Below are 19,133 nucleotides of genomic sequence, written 5' to 3'. Positions count from 1 at the left end.
GCCACGCCGGGGGTTTTTTGATATAATAAAATAAATATCGATCATAGACATCATGGGGGAAACTTTGAATGACAAGAGAAACAGAGCGATTTCCAGCGCGCGAGTTTCAGCGCGATTTGCTTGACTGGTTCGCCCGCGAGCGCCGCGACCTGCCGTGGCGGAAAGACCGCGACCCATATAAAGTATGGGTGTCGGAGGTGATGCTGCAGCAGACGCGCGTCGAGACGGTCATTCCGTATTTTGAACAGTTTATCGAGCGGTTCCCGACGCTGGAGGCGCTCGCTGACGCTGAGGAGGACGAGGTACTGAAGGCGTGGGAAGGGCTCGGCTATTACTCGCGCGTGCGCAATCTGCACGCGGCGGTGAAAGAAGTCAAAGAGCGGTACGACGGCAAAGTGCCGGACGATCCAGATGAATTTTCTAGGCTGAAAGGAGTCGGGCCGTATACGGTCGGGGCGGTGTTGAGCCTCGCCTACGGCGTCCCGGAGCCAGCGGTTGACGGCAACGTCATGCGCGTCTTGTCGCGTCTGTTTCTCGTGACAGACGACATTGCCAAAGCCTCGACGAGAAAACGGTTTGAACAAATGGTCCGCGAAATGATGGCGTATGAACATCCGGGGGCATTCAATGAAGCGTTGATCGAGCTTGGCGCCCTTGTTTGCACGCCGCGCCGCCCGTCGTGCCTGCTATGCCCGGTGCAAGCCTACTGCCGGGCGTTCGCCGAAGGGGTAGCGGAAGAGCTGCCGGTAAAAACGAAAAAAACAGCGGTCAAACAAGTGCCGCTCGCGGTGGCGGTGCTGGTCGATGATGAAGGCCGCGTGCTTATCCGCAAGCGCGACAGCTCCGGCTTGCTTGCGAATTTATGGGAATTTCCCAGCTGCGAAACGGCCGGCGCGGATGGAAAAAAGACGCTTGAGCAAATGGTTGGGGAGCAATACGGCTTGCAAGCGGAGCTTACAGAAGCGATCACTTCGTTTGAGCACGCGTTTTCCCATTTAGTCTGGAAGTTGACGGTCTTTCCCGGCCGCCTGATCAGCAGCAAGTCCGTCAAAGAGCCGCTTCGGCTTGTGTCTGAAGATGAGCTTGAAGCGCACGCTTTTCCGGTGTCCCAGCAGCGCGTTTGGCGCGAATACAAAAAATGGGCGGGCCGAGTGCGCCGCCCCGATTAATCAGGCACCGGCATCGTGCCGTGTGTATACGTTGCTTCACGGCGCCCAAGGCCGCCGCGTGCTTCGATTTCTTCGATGATTTCGCGGTGAATCGTCTGCCCTTCGACGTTTAAATACGGAGCGATTTGTTGGAATGAATGATGAAAATAAGCAAGTTCGTCATCGGTCCATTCCGTTTTCGGAATCATCGCCAGCTCGGTCATGTCCCGGCCGACATACATAGGCAGCCCCTCCCTCGTCTATGGAATTCGGCTATATTATATGTATAAGGAGTGAAAAACATGAGCGGAAAAGTAGCGGTCGTCACCGGCAGCAGCCGCGGCATCGGCAAAGCGATCGCCTTGCGGCTGGCCAAGGAAGGATACGATATTGTGGTCAACTACGCCCGAAGCAAAACCGCCGCCGAAGAAACGGCGCGTGAAATTGAAGCGCTCGGGAGAAAAGCGCTCGTCGTGAAAGCGAACGTTGGCGACGTTGAGAAAATTCGCGCCATGTTCGCCCAAGTCGATGAGGTGTTTGGGCGGGTCGACGTGCTCGTGAACAATGCCGCCTCCGGCGTGCTGCGTCCGGCGATGGAATTGGAAGAAACGCATTGGAACTGGACGATGAACATCAACAGCAAAGCGCTGTTGTTTTGCGCGCAGGAAGCGGCTAAAAGAATGGAGCAAGTCGGCGGCGGGAAAATTGTCAGCATCAGTTCGCTCGGATCGATCCGCTATTTGGAAAACTATACGGCGGTCGGTGTCTCGAAAGCGGCGCTTGAAGCGCTGACCCGCTACTTGGCGGTCGAGCTGGCGCCGAAAAACATCGCGGTGAACGCCGTTTCTGGCGGAGCGGTCGATACCGATGCGCTGAAGCATTTCCCGAATCGCGATGAACTCCTCGCTGACGCCGCGGCGAACACGCCGGCCGGCCGCCCGGTCAAACCGGAAGATCTCGTCAATGCTGTAATGTTTTTATTGTCGGATGCCGCTGAGATGATCCGGGGGCAGACGATCATTGTCGACGGTGGAAGATCTTTACTGTTGTAACGCCAACGGATAGAACGATCACCTCCGGGGCATAGTAAGGCATGTGGAGGTGAGAACAATGGCTAAACAACCCAATAAAACAGCAGCTGGCACGAATATTCAAGAAGTAAGACAACAAAATGCGCAATCGGCTCAAGCCGCTCAAGCCGGTCAATTTGCGACGGAATTTGCGGCTGAGACGGATGTACAACACGTCAAACAACAAAACGCGCAAGCGGAAGCCCGCAAAGCGCAAAACGTCAATCAATAACGGCTCCTCATGGGGAGCTTAGCGCCTGTTGAACGCCGAACGGCACACGCGGCCGAAAGAGCGAAGGCGACAGGCTGAAGGGAAAAAAGCAGGGGCGGCGCGCCTCTGCTTTTTTTGTCGACAAAAGTTGTCATCTCTTTACAAGATTAGAGAAAGGGATTTGCGGATGAGGCCGCGAAATGATGAAAGAAAACCGTACCGCAAAGGGGAAGGAAGAACGGGATGGAGATGAAGTGCGCATGGACGAATGTAGGTGACGAGGTGCTGTTTTGGCAACAGGAGATGGAGCGTTGTGAGGAGATCACCCGCCAGCTGGATGAACTCGAACGTGAAGCGCCGACCGCTGCCTTGCGCGAGGAAGTGCGGCAAATGAAACGGGAGGTGGAGGCCATCCGCCGCGTGTTTTTAGGGCAGATGGCATCCGGCGTCTAACGGACAGGCCGCGTCTTTGAGCCAAGCTCTAGTTGCCTTTTTCTCAACAGGGCGGCCTGCTTTTCTTTTGCAAAAGGAACAGGGTATAATATAACGAAGAAGCTCCCAACGGAAAGTAGGGAAGAATGATGCCGGCTTACCCTCGGGAAGGGAAAATCATTCAAATCCATAGCTACAAACATAATGGGGCGATTCATCGCATTTGGCGGGAGACGGTCGTGTTAAAAGGAACGCCATCGTATGTGATCGGCGGCAATAACAAAACACTCGTCATGGAAGCGGACGGCCGGACGTGGGTGACGCGCGAACCGGCGATTTGTTTTTTTCACGCCAAACATTGGTTTAACATTATTGCCATGATTCGTGAGGACGGAGTGTACTACTATTGCAATTTAAGCTCGCCGTTTGTTTGGGACGAAGAAGCGCTGAAGTATATCGATTATGATTTGGATATTAAAGTGTTCCCGGATATGACGTACATGTTGCTAGATGAAGACGAGTATGAGCGGCACCGGCGCGAAATGCACTATCCGGATGTGATCGACCGCATTTTAAAAAACAACGTTCAAAAATTGATTGGTTGGATTAAGGAACGGAAAGGGCCGTTTGCGCCCGAGTTTATCGACAAATGGTACGGAGTGTTTCAGGCGTACCAAAATTGATCCCCCTCCCGCCTATGCAGAGGCGGGGATTGCTGGGAACATCCGCCCCACAGCAGGTTGTCAGCTAAGCCATTCTCGTGCGTCCCACGGTTGGCCTGCCTTGCTAACGCTTATGCTGAAAAGCAGGGGGCCTCGATGTGACGCCAACCGACATGCCTCTCCCGCTGATCGCTGCGCCCTTCGCGCGCTTGGAGCAGGAGTTTTCGTTCGGAACTATGATATAATGATAAAGTCAACGAGGGGGTGTTTCATCATCCTCTCGTTATTATTTTTTCTTTTCTAATAATTTTATTTTTTTATAATATTATATTGTGTTAGAAAACAATACATGGCATAATCTTATTCAGAGAGCAAAAGTTTCATCAAAATCGAATGAGAGAAGGGGAGCGTGATGGGAAAAAAGATTTTACTGGAAGTACGTGGGCTTCGGACGTCTTTTTTTACGGACGACGGGGAGATTCCGGCGGTTGACGGTGTCGATTTTTTCCTCCAAGAAGGTGAGGTGCTCGGCGTCGTCGGCGAATCGGGCTGTGGAAAAAGCGTCACATCCCTGTCGATTATGGGGCTATTGCCAAAAGGGATCGGCAAAGTGGTCGGCGGCGAGATTTTGTTTAAAGGGGAGAATCTAGTGGAAGCCTCCGAGCGGCGGATGAAGCAAATCCGCGGCAACGAGATCGCGATGATTTTTCAGGAACCGATGACTTCTTTAAATCCGCTGTTTACTATTGGTGACCAATTGGTTGAAGCGATTCGTATACATACGAAAATAGGAAAAAAAGAAGCGCGAGTGCGGGCGGCGGAGATGTTGAAGCTTGTCGGGCTGCCGCGAGCTGAGCAAATGTTGGACGAATACCCGCATCAGCTGTCTGGCGGCATGCGCCAGCGGGTGATGATTGCGATGGCCATGCTGTGCCGTCCGGCGCTCTTGATCGCGGACGAGCCGACGACGGCGCTTGATGTGACCATTCAGGCGCAAATTTTAGCGTTGATGAAAGAATTGAACCGGACGTTTGGCACAGCGGTGATGATGATTACCCATGATCTGGGTGTTGTCGCTGAGCTGTGTGACCGCGTGATCGTCATGTACGCTGGCCAAATCGTGGAAGAGGGAAGCGTTCGCGATATTTTCCGCCATCCGCAGCATCCGTACACCGCCGGCCTGATTCGCTCGATCCCGGATATCCGCGGCAAAAAGGAGCGGCTATACTCCATACCGGGCCAAGTGCCAAAACCCGGAGCGGTCCGCCGCGGCTGCCGATTTGCTGACCGGTGCGAATGGGTAGTTGACCGCTGTCGCCAAGAAGATCCGCTATTGTACGAAACGGGGGAACAAGGCCATCGCGCCCGTTGCTTTTTGGCGTTAGAGAAGGGAGGGCTAGCCGATGAGCGAACCGCTGCTCGAAGCGAAAGGGCTTAAAAAATACTTTCCTATTACTGGGGGAGTTTTTGGAAAACAAATTGGGACGGTCAAAGCGGTCGATGATGTGACATTCACCGTGTACCGCGGCGAGACGCTCGGCATTGTCGGCGAGTCCGGCTGCGGCAAGTCGACGACGGGGCGAATGCTGCTGCGGCTCATTGAGCCGACGGACGGTTCGATCGTATTTGAAGGGAAACATGTAACCGCTTTATCAAAAGCGGAGCTGCGCCGACTGCGGCGCGATATGCAAATGATTTTTCAAGATCCGTTCGCCTCGCTCAATCCGCGCCATACGGTCGAAAAGATCTTGGAAGAGCCGCTCATTGTCCACGGCATGGGATCGAAAGAAGAGCGGAAGCGGCGGGTGCGGGAGATGCTTGAGGTGGTCGGGCTCGGTTCGTATCATGCTAAGCGCTATCCGCATCAGTTCAGCGGCGGCCAGCGCCAGCGCATCGGCATCGCGCGGGCGCTGATGACCCATCCGAAACTGATCATCGCCGATGAACCGGTGTCAGCGCTTGATGTCTCCATTCAGGCGCAAGTGCTCAATTTACTTGAAGATTTGCAAAGGCAGTTTGGCCTTACATACATTTTCATCGCCCATGATTTAGGGGTCGTTCGCCATATCAGCGACCGGGTCGGCGTCATGTATTTGGGCCGTATGGTTGAACTGGCGGACAGCGAGTCGTTATACGAATCGCCGAAGCATCCCTATACACAGGCGCTTTTGTCCGCTGTGCCGATTCCAGATCCTGATCATAAAAGAGAACGGCAATTGCTTTCCGGTGATTTGCCAAACCCGGCAAATCCACCACAAGGATGCGCCTTCCATACGCGCTGCGCATTCTGTATGGACATTTGCCGCGAGCAGCGTCCGGAATGGCGAGAAGTGGCCCATGGCCATTACGTTGCTTGCCATTTATACGAAACAACAGGTGAGCAGCGTGATGATAAACAAATGGAACACAAGGGGGAAGCGCGATGAGGAAAAAACCATGGTTAACCTGGCTGGTCATGATGCTGGCTGTGACGCTTGTTCTTGCCGGCTGCGGCAAGTCGAAGCAAACCGCAGGGGGCGGCAGTGACAAACCGTCGACTCAGGATACGCTCGTGTACGGGCGCGGCGGTGATTCGGTATCGCTCGATCCAGCGACCGTGACGGACGGGGAGTCGCTGAAAGTGACGAAAAATATTTTTGATACGCTGCTGGACTACAATGACAACGATACGTCCGTCAAGCCGGCGTTGGCGACGGAATGGACGATTTCGAAAGATGGACTGACCTATACGTTTAAGCTGCGCCAAGGTGTCAAGTTTCACGATGGGACGGAGTTTAACGCCGATGCCGTCGTCTTTAACTTCGAACGGTGGGCCAACGGCAACGCCGACAAGTTTCCGTATTACGGATCGATGTTTGGCGGCTACAAGCAGGATGACAGCCATGTGATTAAAGAAGTAAAGGCGCTCGACAAGTACACGGTGCAATTTGTGCTGAAACGCCCGCAAGCGCCATTTTTGAAAAATCTTGCCATGACCCCGTTTGCCATCGCCAGTCCAGAAGCGGTGAAAAAATATGGTGACAAGTTTGGTGAACACCCAGTCGGGACCGGCCCGTTCGTCTTTAAAGAGTGGAAGCGGAACGAACGGATCGTGCTGGAAAAAAATAAAGACTATTGGGAAAAAGGCTATCCGAAGCTGAACCGGCTCATCTTCGTTTCCATTCCAGACAACTCGGCGCGCCTCAATGCGCTCTTAAAAGGCGAGATCGACATCATGGAAGACTTGAATCCGACGGACTTAAAACAGGTGGAAGGAAACAAAGAGTTTCAAATTTTCAAGCGTCCGTCGATGAACGTCGCCTATGTCGGGCTGACGGCGACAAGAGGGCCGCTGAAAAACAAGTTGGTTCGCCAAGCGTTGAACTACGCGGTTGACAAGAAAGCGATCATCGATGCGTTTTACGCCGGCCAGGCGGAACCGGCAAAAAATCCGATGCCGCCGAGCATCCCGGGTTACAACGATGCGATTCAAGACTATCCGTTTGATTTGAATAAAGCGAAAGAGCTGCTGGCGAAAGCGGGTTATCCGAATGGCTTCGAAATCGAACTGTGGGCGATGCCGGTGCCGCGTCCGTATATGCCGGATGGGCAAAAAATCGCTGAGGCCATTCAAGCGAATTTTGCCAAAATCGGCGTCAAAGCGAAAATCGTGACGTATGAATGGGCGACCTATTTAGACAAACTCGCCAAAGGAGAAGCGGACGCCTTCCTGCTTGGCTGGACGGGCGACAACGGCGATGCGGATAACTTCTTATATGCGCTCCTTGACAAAGACAGCATTGGCAGCAACAACTACACCTATTTCTCGAACGATGAGCTGCATAAAATTTTGGTCGAAGCGCAAACGGTGAGCGATGAAAACAAACGGAACGAACTGTATAAAAAAGCGCAAGAGATCATTAAAGAGGAAGCGCCATGGATTCCGCTCGTCCATTCGACTCCGCTGTTGGCCGGCAAGGCGAATATTCAAGGCTTTAACCCGCACCCGACCGGTTCGGATAAGTTTACGAAAGTCGAGTTTCGATAATCGACTGAGAGAGGGGAAGGAGCGCATCTTCCCCTCTTTGTTTGCCGCATGTTAAGGGAGGGAGAGTCAGGTGCTGTCGTATGTTGTGAGAAGGGTGTTGATGGTGATCCCGGTGTTGTTTGGCATGTCGCTTGTCGTCTTTTTTATGATCCGAGCCATTCCAGGCAACCCGGCGCAAGTCATTTTAGGGCAAAAAGCGACGAAAGAGGCTGTAGCCGCTTTGACTCATAAACTCGGGTTGGATGAGCCTTGGTACGTGCAGTATGTCAAATATATCGGCGGCTTGCTGCGGGGGGACCTAGGGGAATCCATCCGTACGGGAGCGCCTATCGCAAAGGAAATCTGGCCGTATTTAGCAGCAACGATCGAACTGTCGCTGGCGGCGATGCTCATTGCCGTGATCATCGGCGTAAACGCCGGCATTATCAGTGCTTGGTTTCAAAATTCATGGTTTGATTATATTGCGATGGTATTGGCGCTGATTGGGGTGTCGATGCCGATCTTTTGGCTTGGCTTAATGGAGCAATGGCTGTTTTCCATCCAGCTCGATTGGCTTCCGACAGCAGGACGGGAAGATGTGCGCAACCCGATTGAGCCGATCACCCATCTGTATTTGATCGATACACTTCTATCTGGGAATACCGATCAGTTTTGGCAAGTTGTTCAACATCTTGTCTTGCCGAGCATGGCTCTAGCGACGATCCCGATGGCGATTATCGCCCGAATGACGCGTTCGAGCATGTTGGAAGTGATGAAATCCGACTACATTCGCACTGCCCGCGCGAAAGGGTTAAGCATGTTTTGGGTTGTGTACAAACATTCGTTGAAAAACGCGATTATTCCCGTATTGACGGTGATCGGGCTGCAGACGGGGCTGCTGCTTGGCGGAGCGATTTTGACGGAAACGATTTTCAGCTGGCCCGGCATCGGACGCTATATTTATGATGCGATCGGGTACCGCGATTATCCGGTGATTCAATCGGGGATTTTGATCATTGCCACCATTTTTATTTTCATTAATTTAATCGTGGATTTGCTTTATGCGATCATTGATCCACGTATTAAGTACAATTAAAGGGGGAGCGCCTATGGCTGAACTAGCGCGCACACCGGCAACACCGCCGACGGCAATGGGGGAGACGGAATCCGTTTCTTTATGGAAAGAAGCGTGGCGGCGGTTTCGAAAAAATAAAATCGCTTTGGTTGGTGCTGGGATCGTTTTCTTTTTTATCCTTGTCGCCATCTTGGCGCCGTGGCTGGCGCCATATGATTATAAAGACCAACAGTTGGCCGAGCGGCTGCAGCCGCCTTCTGAAACTCATTGGTTTGGCACTGATGATTTCGGCCGCGACATTTTTTCCCGTGTGATATATGGAGCCCGCATTTCCCTGTGGGTTGGGTTTTTTTCCGTTCTCGGCTCGGTTATGGTTGGTTCGCTGCTTGGCATTGTCGCCGGCTACTATGGGCGCTGGATTGATGGGGTGATTTCGCGCCTGTTTGACATTATGCTGGCGTTTCCAAGCATTTTGTTGGCGATCGGCATCGTCGCTGTGCTTGGTCCGTCCTTGCAAAACGCCCTCATCGCCATTGCGGTCATTAACGTGCCGAATTTTGGCCGTTTGATCCGGTCCCGCGTGTTAAGCATTAAACAAGAGGAATACATTACGGCAGCGAAAGCGATCGGCATGAGCGATTGGCGCATTTTAATCCATCATATTTTGCCTAACAGCCTCGCGCCGATCATCGTCCAAGGGACGTTGGCGATTGCGACCGCCATCATTGAAGCGGCCGCGCTTGGTTTTTTAGGCTTGGGGGCGCAGCCGCCCAATCCGGAGTGGGGGAAAATGCTATCGGACGCCAAAGACTTCCTCACCCAGGCGCCGTGGACGATGATTTTTCCCGGATTGGCCATTATGTTGACCGTACTAGGGTTTAACTTAATGGGGGATGGGCTGCGCGATGCACTTGACCCACGGATGAAAAACTGAAGCAGGCGGTCCGCTACGAGCGGCCGCCTGCTGATTTTTCAAGTTCTTTCTCGAGCTTGTCGTCGTAATGGTAATGATGGAAACTGTCAATCAGCTTATCTAAATGTTCAAGGCGATCCCCGTAATCCATGATCGCCCCGATCAGCGAAAACAGCCGGTAATCGCCCGGGGGCTGGCCGTCCGCATAAAAAGCGGAAGCGAGACGCTCGCGCTGATGGTGGATTTCCTCGGCTCGTCTGCTGTGGGGGAGCGGCTTTGCCTTATGGATAAATTTCAGCAGCAGCTGTTCGTGATAGTCGAGCAAGTGGCTAAGGTGCAAGCAAATGGCTTCGCGGAGTTCAGCCGGCAAACGACTGAACTCGTTTTCGAGCCGGTGCAGCCATTTTAAGACCGATAAAGCCCGATCGGCTGCGGCAATCATTTGCCGGTACAACACGAGCTTGCGCGATTTTTGGAAGCGTTGGCGCCGAAAATACGTGCGCTCTTCTTTGTACATAAAATATAGATGCTCCAGTTTGGTCATTTCTTCGTGCTGTGTTTCAATTTCTTCTTTCAAATGATGATAGTCGGCTGCCTGCTGTTTATGCAGGCGGATCCATTTTAAAATGGCCTCTGTTTCTTCGCTGATTTTTTCATATACCTTTTTTTCATACTTGGGCGGCAAGAAAATCAAATTGACGACAAAGGCGGCAAAAATGCCAAGCATAATCGTTAAAAAGCGGATGGCCGCAAACTGGATAAACTGACGGTCTGTATATTCCATAATCGCGATAACGGTCACGAGCGCGACCGAAATCGTCGAGGACTCGAGGCGCATTTTCAGGCAAAGGGCGATGACAATCATGATCGTCAAACCGACGATCAGCGGATCGCGGCCGAGAATAAGGACGGCGGCAATGGCAAACAAGGCGCCGATCACATTCGCTTGGACTTGCTCGATCAGTGACAAATACGAACGGTAAATGGTCGGCTGCATGGCGAACACAGCGGAAATGCCGGCGAATGCCGGCGATGGAAACTGGAAGAGCGCTGCTAAGAACAAGGCGAGCGCCACTGCGATCCCCGTTTTCAAAATGCGGGCACCGAGTTTCATCTATGATCAAAACTCTCCTTTTTGTTTTGGTGGACCATTCAGTACTATACACAGTTTCATCCTATGTGCGCAAGGAAAAAATATAACGCCCCGACGATGAAGGCGGGGCGTTGGGGAATTTTGGTGTTCAAAGTTGCCGGAACGCCTTGCCAACGGCATCGATCGTGTAGGCGATGTCGTCTTCCGTATGGGCGAGGGTGATAAACCAAGCCTCGTATTTGGACGGTGCAAGATTGATTCCTTGTTTGAGCATGAGTTTGAAAAATTTTGCAAACAACTTGCCATCGCTGCGCTGGGCTTGCTCGTAGTTTTCCACTTTTTCGTCGGTGAAGAAAACGGTGAGCGCGCCTTTTAAGCGGTTGACGGTCACCGGCAGGCCGCATTGGCGGGCATGGGCGAGGATGCCTTCTTCCAACATTGCCCCTAACCGGTCGAGATGCTCATAGACGCCCTTTTGTTTCAACACTTCAAGGCAGGCGATGCCAGCGAGCATCGACGCCGGATTGCCGGCCATCGTCCCCGCTTGGTACGCCGGTCCGAGCGGAGCGACTTGTTCCATAATGTCTTGGCGTCCGCCGTATGCGCCGATCGGCAAGCCGCCGCCGATAATTTTTCCCATCGCTGTCAAGTCTGGCTCAATGCCAAGCAAGTTTTGCGCCCCGCCGTACATAAAGCGGAAGGCGGTGATCACTTCGTCGTAAATGACGAGCGCCCCTGTCTTGTGGGCCATCTCATTGATCGCTTCTAAAAAGCCCGGTTTTGGCAAAACGATGCCGAAGTTGCCGACGATCGGTTCGACCAATACGGCTGCAACCTGCTCGCCCCAAACGTTCATCGCTTCACGGAACGATTCCACATCATTGTACGGCACCGTAATCACTTCCTGGGCAATGCTTGGCGGCACGCCAGCTGAATCCGGCGTCCCCAGCGTCGAAGGCCCCGAGCCGGCGGCGACGAGCACAAGATCCGAATGGCCATGGTAGCAACCGGCGAATTTCACGATTTTGCTTCGTCCGGTGTAGGCGCGGGCGACGCGGATCGTGGTCATCACCGCCTCTGTCCCTGAGTTGACAAACCGCACTTTTTCAAGCGACGGGATCGCCTCTTTTAACATTTTGGCGAATGTAATCTCATGCGGCGTCGGCGTGCCGTACAACACACCGGTCTCGGCGGCGCGGCGGATGGCTTCCGCGATGTGTGGATGGGCGTGCCCGGCGATGATCGGTCCGTAGGCGGCCAAGTAGTCGATGTACTTGTTTCCATCTACATCCCAAAAGTATGCTCCTTGCGCCCGCTCCATCACGACTGGCGCCCCGCCGCCGACCGCTTTGTATGAGCGGGACGGGCTGTTCACTCCACCAACAATGTGCTGGAGCGCTTCTTCATATAATTGTTCTGATTTGGTCCATTGCATTGTTTGATCCTCCTGTTTCCGCTGACTGCCTCTTTATCATATTAAATCGAGAAGACTTAAACTTCAATGCTATAGGCGTAAGTGAAGGATGGATCGGCTCCTCTCATCATTGACGTGCCGATTCAAAAAATCCGACAGAAAATCATTTGTTTCTGTATGGGCGGAAACCGACATCCAACTGTTGCATCGTCGATCGGACGGTGGGCATTGACTTAGGATAAAAGCATTTGGCCGTTCTTTCCAAGGCGAATGCGGTGCTTCACGCAATGGCATCAACAGACTGGAAAACAAAAAAGATGAAAATGGCGGTGATTCATGTATAATGCAACATAGGAGAAGGGCGCAAGCCGCCTTTTTCATTTGACGCCAAGGAGAGGTCAGGAGGAGAATGATGAACGCGATTGAAGTAGAACATTTGCGCAAAGAATTTAAAGTGCATGCCAGCCGCTCCGGCCTTGTCGGAGCGTTTCGCGATTTATGGACGCGCCGTTATACGCTCGTTCGAGCGGTCGATGACATTTCGTTTGTCGTCAAGCAAGGGGAAATCGTCGGCTATATCGGCGAGAACGGCGCCGGCAAATCGACGACGATCAAAATGTTGACCGGCATTTTAACCCCAACGTCTGGGCGTATTGTCGTCAACGGGATGAATCCGCATAAAGAACGGGAGAAATTTGTGCGCACAATCGGCGTTGTGTTCGGCCAGCGCTCGCAATTGTGGTGGGATATCGCTGTTCAAGAATCGTTTCGCTTGTTGAAAAAAGTGTACCGCGTCTCGGATGAACAGTATCGCCGCCATATGGGCGAGGTGATCGAGATGCTTGAGATCGGGCCGCTGCTTGACAAGCCGGTGCGCAAGCTGTCGCTTGGCCAACGGATGCGCTGCGAGCTCGCCGCCGCGCTCATTCACAACCCGCCGCTGTTGTTTTTGGATGAGCCGACAATCGGCCTCGATGTGCTTGTCAAGCTCAACATCCGCCAGTTTTTGAAACAGTTGAACGAGCGGTACGGGACGACGATCTTGTTGACGACGCACGACATGTCAGACATTGAAGCGCTGTGCGAGCGGGTGATGATGCTCGATGAAGGGAAAATCATTTACGACGGGTCGCTTGAGCGCCTGAAAGAAAAATGGGGGCAAGGAAAACGGGTTGCCTTTACGTTCGCCGAAGCGGTGACGGCCGCTTTTTTGCAGCAGTTGACCGAAGGGTTGGGTGTGGTTTGGAAAAAAGGCGAGCAGCCAAACGTTTGGATCGCGCACGTTCCGCCAGGAGGCGTGCCGGAAGTGGTCAGTCGTGTCGCCGCCCGTTATGCGTTGAACGACATCCATATTCACGAAGTGCCGACGGAGGAGATCATCCGCAATATTTATAAGGAAGGTGCGGTTCATGGGTAAGTATGTCGAAATGGTCCGCATCCGCTTTTTAATGATGCTCGCCTACCGGACAAACTATTACACTGGAATTTTGATTTACGCCATTAACATCGCAGCGTATTACTTCCTTTGGTCGGCTATTTATGGCGGCAAATCATCGATGCAAGGAATGTCGCTTGGGCAAATGACGACGTATGTCGCCATTTCCTGGCTGGCGCGGGCGTTTTATTTTAACAACCTTGACCGCGAAATCGCCATGGAAATCCGGGATGGAAAAGTAGCGGTGGAATTGATCCGCCCGTACAGCTATTTAGGGATGAAAGCGGTGCAAGGGCTTGGCGAGGGGCTGTTCCGCCTGTTCTTTTTATCATTGCCCGGGCTTTTGGTCGTATCGCTTTTTTTGCCGCTTCAGTTTCCAGAACACGCCAAAACGTGGCTCGCCTTCGGTGTGTCGCTTCTATTCAGCTTTATCATTTTTTCGGAGCTGAACTTGCTTGCAGGGGTTGTGACGTTTTTTACGTTCCGAAATGAAGGGCTGCTTAGGGCGAAGCGGTTTATCATCGATCTGTTTTCCGGACTGATTTTGCCGCTTTCCTTTTATCCTGATTGGGCGCAGCGGGCGATGATGTATTTCCCGTTTCAAGCCATCAGCTACATCCCAAGCATGATCATGACAGAAAGTTTTCAAGGTACTGCTGTCCGTGATGGCCTGCTTCTGCAGGCAACGTGGTGCATCATATTGCTGTTCCCAATTGGATGGTTATGGAGGACGGCGAAAAAGCGTCTCGTTGTGCAAGGGGGGTAAACGTTGTTTTACGTATCCGTGTTTGTTCAATACATGGCACAATATATGAAGACAAAACTGCAATATCGAGCCGATGTGCTGGTCGAATGGCTGTCGGACTTTATGGCCCAAGCAGTCAACTTGGTGTTTTTGCTTGTTGTGTTCGGGCATACGACGCTGCTTCACGGTTGGACCCGCGATGAGATTTTGTTCATTTACGGCTTTTTCCTCGTGCCGTACGCCGTATTTGCTGCTTTTTTCAACCTATGGGATTTTAATGAGCGCTATATTGTCCAAGGAGAAATGGACCGCGTGTTGACGCGCCCGGTGCACAGCCTGTTTCAAGTCATTTTGGAACGAATGGAACTTGAATCGCTGCTTGGCGCTATACCGGGGCTCATTATTATGGTATACACCGGCGCTCGCCTGTCACTTACGTTTCATTGGTACGATGTCTTGGTCTTTATATTGTTTGTGATTGGTGGTGCACTAATTTACGCTGGCATTTTCATTTCATTAGCAACAGTTAGTTTTTTCGCCGACGCCCGCACATCTATCATGCCGATGATGTACAACATCAGCGGCTATGGCCGCTACCCGGTCGATATTTACCATCGCGTCATCCGCTATATTTTAACGTGGGTGTTGCCGTTTGCCTTTGTCGGTGTTTACCCAGCTGCTTATTTTCTTGAGAAAAAGGAATGGTACAGTTATGCCTTTTTCACCCCGGTGGTCGGCTTCGTGTTTTTCGCCGTGGCGGTCAAGCTTTGGAACGCCGGGGTGAGGCGATATCGCGGGACGGGGAGCTAGGCGCCCGGTCCGTAGTGCTGCCGATTCAAGCAGAGGGCGGAGGGGCATGCGGTATAATCGCCCTGTTGTCCGCGTATATATGAACGACGGACAAAAATGGGGGGGACGCGATGGATTACGCCTTCCTTGGCGTTGTTGCCGCCGTGCTGCTCGGCAGCATCACCTCGCTTTGGACAGCACGCGTGCAAGCGACGCATCGCCTGTCGCTCGATAGCTTATGGGTTCTCGTTCAATGGTATTTAACGATGATGCTCGGTTTTGCCATGATTTATATGATTTTGCAAGTGAATGGCCATACCGTGTTCACCCCATCCTCGAACAGGGCAGCAGAAGGCCGTTTGTCCTTGCTTGAAGACAGCTTATACTTAAGCGGCATGACGCTTTTGTCGGTCGGGTATGGCGATGTCACTCCGATCGGGGTCGGGCGGTGGATCGCCATTGCCGAAGCGCTTCTCGGCTACATTATGCCTGCTGTCATTGTCACGCGCACCGTGTTTGACTGGGACCATCGCTAGTGTGAGTTGCAATTTCCCTCTGTCTTCGCTACGCTAAAAGAAAACGAAGAAGACGGAGGGAATGCCATGACGGCAGCGATTGGCCAGCCAGCCCCAGATTTCACCTTGCCAGCGAGCAACGGGAAAATGGTGTCGCTTTCCGATTTCCGGGGGCAATATGTCGTGCTTTATTTTTATCCAAAAGACTTGACGCCTGGGTGCACAGCCGAGGCGTGCGATTTTCGCGACCGCCATGCACGGTTTGCTGAATTGAATGCCGTCATCTTAGGGGTGAGCACAGACCCAGTCAAGCGGCATGAAACGTTTATTGAGAAATACCAACTGCCGTTTTTGCTTCTTTCCGATGAACAGCATCATGCGGCAGAACTGTATGAGGTCTGGAAGAAAAAGAGGAATTTTGGAAAAGAATACATGGGCATTGAGCGCTCGACGTTCATCATCGCCCCCGATGGAATATTGGTCAAAGAATGGCGCGGGGTGAAAGTGAAAGAGCATGTCGATGAGGTGCTTGCCGAAGTCGCCCGATTGACTTCATCTAGGTAAGCGTCCAAACAATATACATCGTGTTGCGTATGATACATAGTAACCTCCTCAAATGAATGACGCATGGGGGCGGAAACGATTTCCGCCCCCTTTTTTTTGTTAAAATGGCGTACAGCCCCATATATTAATGGTATCTATCCTGAAAATACCCGAATTCCAAAATGCGTAAAGTTCCAGCATTCAACATAAGGACATTTTCATCCTTCCGATGGTGACGAAAATGTTTCGTCATGGAAGTCTATATTGACAAAAGGCGTGTATTCCTTGTAGACTAATTATAAATATTATAAAGTGATAATTTTTTTCATCTTTGTGCAGAGAGCGAGGTGCATGACCGGTGTCTGACAACGAGCAACTGAAGGAAGCGCTTGACATATTGAAAAAGACAGGGATACGCATTACGCCGCAGCGTCATGCGATACTGGAGTATTTGATCAGCTCGATGTCCCATCCGACGGCTGATGAAATATACAAAGCGCTCGAAGGGAAATTCCCAAACATGAGCGTCGCTACCGTCTACAATAACTTGCGCGTCTTTAAGGAAATCGGGCTTGTCAAAGAGCTGACGTACGGCGATTCATCAAGCCGGTTTGACTTCGTCACTTCCAATCATTATCACGTCATCTGTGAAGAGTGCGGCAAAATTGTCGATTTCCACTATCCAGCGCTTGATGAAGTCGAGCAGCTTGCCGCTCACGTCACCGGTTTTAAGGTCGACCACCATCGCATGGAAGTGTACGGAGTATGCCCTGACTGTCAAAAAAATGGGGCGCCGGCGCATTGAAAAAGCTGATAGCACGAAGCGGCTATCAGCTTTTTCTTTTTTTGTTGTACTTTTCATCAAATTCTTTGCCTTCAAGCTCGCGGTCTAACGTCAACGGCTCGCGGCAAAACATGCATAAATCGACGCGTCCAAGCATTTTCGTCACTTTGCCGCATGATGGACAAACGACTTGAACGGCTCTTGTCGAGAGCGTCCCGATCCAAAAGTATACAATGCCGCTGGCAACAAGAAACAACATCCCAAACACCATAAACAACGTCATGATGATCGGCGACGTGCGGAAGAAAAGACCGAGATACATGACGATGACGCCGATAAAAATCAAGCTTAAGGCGAAAGTACGAATTTTGTTGATTTTGCTCGAATATTTAATACTCATAACCGTCCCTCCTACATAGACCACTATACCATAAAACGAGATCCCATCGCGAAGAAGAACTCAACAAAATCGACGTTTTAAAGAAAGGAATTCCTCGTTTTTTTGTCGAAATAACGAAGAACAGTGGCAAACGAAGGGCTCCATAGTCGCAAATAATAAAATGAGCATTGACAGCAATGGGTGTTATAAAAAGGCAATGCAATCATCGAGGGTGGAAGGGAGGAAAGAAAAACCGTTGCAGAAAATAACAGCTGCATGAAGGTGGGGGGGAGTTTTTCGCCAGTTTATTGTAAAGGAAAATTGGCGAAGTTCGTGAGCCCGGCGGCATAGTTGGTTTTTCTGCAAAGGGGAAGGGTATGAAGGAATGGTTGCATCTGATCTGTGAAGAATGGATGAGTCGTTGCAACACGAACGGAATTTTAATGATTGAAAAAATGACTTGCTATGCAGCGACAACGGACACGTTTGATGTTGTGCTGCTCGTCATTGTCGACCCGCAAAGCGAGCCGATGCTTCTCAGGCAGTATTCACTAAACGAGAAAAAGGCAGTGCTTTATGCGGTCAGTGAACGGCAGTTAAATGAATGGCTTGTTCTCGGGTCGCATCGAAAGGCGGTCGACTGGGTATTCAACGGAAAGGTCGTTTTTGATCGCGACGGCTATGTTCAGCAGTTGCGCCAGCGCCTTGAGCAATTTCCACCTAAAGAACGGCGATTGAAAATGGGACTTGAGTTTGCCAAACTGATTCGCCGCTATACGGATGGCAAGGCGCTGTTTACCGCCAAGCATTGGCTTGACTCATACAACCATATGGTGCAAGCTCTTCATCATTTGGCGCGATTGACCGTGATCGAGCACGGACTTTATCCGGAAGTGACTGTGTGGAATCAAGTCAAACGAATGGATGGGCGGATTTATAAGCTGTATGAAGAACTCGTCGGAAGTGAAGAGCCGCTCCCGAAACGACTGGAGCTTTTGCTGCTGGCCAGCGAATTTTTAATTCATTCCTACGTAGAGCCAGGCTCCTCTCATTTATGCGAAGTGCTGCAAGAAAAAAATGGGGCTTGGAGCATTGAGGAAATGGTTGGTCATCCGCAGTTTGCGCCTTACTCGGTTGATCTTGTCATCATGCTTGAGTATCTTGTCGAAAGGAAAGTGCTAACCGTTGTGGAGATTCCAGCAAAAGGAAATACAATATTCGAGCGGTATTATACGTTGCCGAAAAAGGAATTTTGACGGTCCCCTTCCGCTGCTTCTGAAAGGCGGAAGGGAGCCGGCAAGAAGTATGGATGTTGTTAGGACTTTCATTGTGTGCATACAAACGTCAGCTGCAAGTCATTGACGGAAGTAGCGCATCCCGGCGGAAAAAAGCTCTTGACTTCCGTGTCGAACGATGATATATTTTAAATCGCTGCCGCGGCGGGAAAACGTTGCGGAGCGGTATGAATTATGAATAAAAGATTGTTGACAGCGAACAATAGAAATGCTACAATGTAAGGGCCGCTTTAGGAAAGCGGGAGACAAATTTGCATTTGAGGGAGTTCAGAGGAGTTGGCTTCCTCGGTGCAAGGTTGCAAAGAAGCAAGTCCAGACGGTACTCTCGTTCCTTGAAAACTGAACGAAACGAAGCGCAACGAAAAGCGGAGGTCGCTCGGCGCCTTTGGTGCTGCGGCTGAAGCTTACAAAGCCAATCAACTTTCTTTGGAGAGTTTGATCCTGGCTCAGGACGAACGCTGGCGGCGTGCCTAATACATGCAAGTCGAGCGGACCGGATCGGAGCTTGCTCTGGTTTGGTCAGCGGCGGACGGGTGAGTAACACGTGGGCAACCTGCCCGCAAGACCGGGATAACTCCGGGAAACCGGGGCTAATACCGGATAACACCGAAGACCGCATGGTCT

Annotated in this window: 21 protein-coding genes and 1 rRNA gene; 18 read left to right on the top strand and 4 right to left on the bottom strand. The window is 51.6% G+C overall.

All coding sequences use genetic code 11. The annotated features are described in order from the left end of the window. Nucleotides 1–68: 68 nt before the first annotated feature. Complete coding sequence (gene mutY, locus ETC05_RS13315; protein ID WP_171661226.1) at nucleotides 69–1,169, top strand: A/G-specific adenine glycosylase; 1,101 nt, start codon at nucleotides 69–71, stop codon at nucleotides 1,167–1,169. Here mutY and ETC05_RS13310 read toward each other — a convergent pair. Then, entirely contained in the window at nucleotides 1,166–1,390 is a 225-nt protein-coding gene (locus ETC05_RS13310) for a hypothetical protein (protein ID WP_031405621.1), read from the bottom strand. The genes mutY and ETC05_RS13310 overlap by 4 nt on opposite strands. 60 nt (nucleotides 1,391–1,450) lie before the next feature. Here ETC05_RS13310 and fabL point away from each other — a divergent pair, with 60 nt between their 5' ends. From fabL to nikC, 9 genes are all read left to right on the top strand, one after another. Continuing rightward, the gene (fabL, locus tag ETC05_RS13305) at nucleotides 1,451–2,200 is read left to right on the top strand and encodes an enoyl-[acyl-carrier-protein] reductase FabL (RefSeq protein WP_031405619.1); all 750 of its coding nucleotides are present in this window, start codon (nucleotides 1,451–1,453) and stop codon (nucleotides 2,198–2,200) included. A 58-nt stretch (nucleotides 2,201–2,258) separates the two neighbouring features. Beyond that, on the top strand, nucleotides 2,259–2,450 hold the full coding sequence (locus ETC05_RS13300; RefSeq protein WP_031405617.1) for a gamma-type small acid-soluble spore protein: 192 nt from the start codon (nucleotides 2,259–2,261) through the stop codon (nucleotides 2,448–2,450). A gap of 222 nt (nucleotides 2,451–2,672) precedes the next feature. Then, nucleotides 2,673–2,882, top strand: coding sequence for a YgaB family protein (locus ETC05_RS13295; RefSeq protein WP_031405615.1), 210 nt, complete (start codon nucleotides 2,673–2,675; stop codon nucleotides 2,880–2,882). A gap of 128 nt (nucleotides 2,883–3,010) precedes the next feature. Continuing rightward, nucleotides 3,011–3,544: a nucleoside tri-diphosphate phosphatase gene (ntdP, locus tag ETC05_RS13290; RefSeq protein ID WP_031405613.1), complete on the top strand. Its 534-nt coding sequence runs from the start codon at nucleotides 3,011–3,013 to the stop codon at nucleotides 3,542–3,544. Between the two features lie 391 nt (nucleotides 3,545–3,935). Beyond that, nucleotides 3,936–4,961 carry an ABC transporter ATP-binding protein gene (locus ETC05_RS13285; protein WP_031405611.1) on the top strand — a complete coding sequence of 342 codons (1,026 nt, stop codon included), beginning with the start codon at nucleotides 3,936–3,938 and terminating at the stop codon, nucleotides 4,959–4,961. Next, nucleotides 4,927–5,949 (top strand): ABC transporter ATP-binding protein, encoded by a 1,023-nt coding sequence (locus ETC05_RS13280; protein WP_031405609.1) that lies wholly within the window; start codon nucleotides 4,927–4,929, stop codon nucleotides 5,947–5,949. The genes ETC05_RS13285 and ETC05_RS13280 overlap by 35 nt, the downstream gene beginning before the upstream one ends. Beyond that, the gene (locus ETC05_RS13275; protein ID WP_171661225.1) at nucleotides 5,946–7,550 is read left to right on the top strand and encodes an ABC transporter substrate-binding protein; all 1,605 of its coding nucleotides are present in this window, start codon (nucleotides 5,946–5,948) and stop codon (nucleotides 7,548–7,550) included. Before ETC05_RS13280 ends, ETC05_RS13275 begins: the two co-directional genes overlap by 4 nt. A gap of 70 nt (nucleotides 7,551–7,620) precedes the next feature. Then, nucleotides 7,621–8,625: an ABC transporter permease gene (locus tag ETC05_RS13270; RefSeq protein WP_031405605.1), complete on the top strand. Its 1,005-nt coding sequence runs from the start codon at nucleotides 7,621–7,623 to the stop codon at nucleotides 8,623–8,625. A gap of 13 nt (nucleotides 8,626–8,638) precedes the next feature. Further along, a complete protein-coding gene (gene nikC / locus ETC05_RS13265) occupies nucleotides 8,639–9,538 on the top strand; it encodes a nickel transporter permease (protein WP_171661224.1) in 900 nt (299 codons plus the stop codon). A gap of 13 nt (nucleotides 9,539–9,551) precedes the next feature. Here nikC and ETC05_RS13260 read toward each other — a convergent pair whose 3' ends face one another. Next, the gene (locus ETC05_RS13260; protein WP_031405601.1) at nucleotides 9,552–10,631 is read right to left on the bottom strand and encodes an FUSC family protein; all 1,080 of its coding nucleotides are present in this window, start codon (nucleotides 10,629–10,631) and stop codon (nucleotides 9,552–9,554) included. Nucleotides 10,632–10,758: 127 nt separating this feature from the next. Then, nucleotides 10,759–12,045, bottom strand: coding sequence for a glutamate-1-semialdehyde 2,1-aminomutase (locus ETC05_RS13255; RefSeq protein ID WP_031405600.1), 1,287 nt, complete (start codon nucleotides 12,043–12,045; stop codon nucleotides 10,759–10,761). A gap of 391 nt (nucleotides 12,046–12,436) precedes the next feature. Here ETC05_RS13255 and ETC05_RS13250 point away from each other — a divergent pair, with 391 nt between their 5' ends. The 6 genes from ETC05_RS13250 to perR all read left to right on the top strand — a co-directional run bounded on the left by ETC05_RS13250 (nucleotide 12,437) and on the right by perR (nucleotide 16,856). After that, nucleotides 12,437–13,441: an ABC transporter ATP-binding protein gene (locus tag ETC05_RS13250; RefSeq protein WP_171661223.1), complete on the top strand. Its 1,005-nt coding sequence runs from the start codon at nucleotides 12,437–12,439 to the stop codon at nucleotides 13,439–13,441. Then, entirely contained in the window at nucleotides 13,434–14,225 is a 792-nt protein-coding gene (locus ETC05_RS13245) for an ABC transporter permease (RefSeq protein WP_171661222.1), read from the top strand. The genes ETC05_RS13250 and ETC05_RS13245 overlap by 8 nt, the downstream gene beginning before the upstream one ends. Nucleotides 14,226–14,228: 3 nt before the next feature. Next, a complete protein-coding gene (locus ETC05_RS13240; protein ID WP_171661221.1) occupies nucleotides 14,229–15,014 on the top strand; it encodes an ABC transporter permease in 786 nt (261 codons plus the stop codon). Between the two features lie 110 nt (nucleotides 15,015–15,124). After that, nucleotides 15,125–15,529 carry a potassium channel family protein gene (locus ETC05_RS13235; protein WP_031405591.1) on the top strand — a complete coding sequence of 135 codons (405 nt, stop codon included), beginning with the start codon at nucleotides 15,125–15,127 and terminating at the stop codon, nucleotides 15,527–15,529. Between the two features lie 66 nt (nucleotides 15,530–15,595). Next, the gene (gene bcp / locus ETC05_RS13230; protein WP_171661220.1) at nucleotides 15,596–16,072 is read left to right on the top strand and encodes a thioredoxin-dependent thiol peroxidase; all 477 of its coding nucleotides are present in this window, start codon (nucleotides 15,596–15,598) and stop codon (nucleotides 16,070–16,072) included. 337 nt (nucleotides 16,073–16,409) lie between these two features. Beyond that, a complete protein-coding gene (gene perR / locus ETC05_RS13225) occupies nucleotides 16,410–16,856 on the top strand; it encodes a peroxide-responsive transcriptional repressor PerR (protein ID WP_031405587.1) in 447 nt (148 codons plus the stop codon). Between the two features lie 25 nt (nucleotides 16,857–16,881). On the opposite strand, the gene ETC05_RS13220 is transcribed toward perR, so the two are convergent. Next, complete coding sequence (locus ETC05_RS13220) at nucleotides 16,882–17,235, bottom strand: YgzB family protein (protein WP_171661219.1); 354 nt, start codon at nucleotides 17,233–17,235, stop codon at nucleotides 16,882–16,884. Between the two features lie 356 nt (nucleotides 17,236–17,591). On the opposite strand from ETC05_RS13220, the gene ETC05_RS13215 reads away from it, so the two are divergent. After that, nucleotides 17,592–18,470 carry a nucleotidyltransferase-like protein gene (locus ETC05_RS13215; protein WP_031405583.1) on the top strand — a complete coding sequence of 293 codons (879 nt, stop codon included), beginning with the start codon at nucleotides 17,592–17,594 and terminating at the stop codon, nucleotides 18,468–18,470. A 462-nt stretch (nucleotides 18,471–18,932) separates the two neighbouring features. Next, nucleotides 18,933–19,133: ribosomal RNA gene (locus ETC05_RS13210) — 16S ribosomal RNA — on the top strand; the annotation flags it as partial.

The organism is Geobacillus sp. BMUD, assembly GCF_013096845.1.
Lineage (GTDB): Bacteria > Bacillota > Bacilli > Bacillales > Anoxybacillaceae > Geobacillus > Geobacillus vulcani.
The sequence above is the reverse complement of the archived record's forward strand: the minus strand, read 5'-3'. Positions and strand labels throughout refer to the sequence as shown.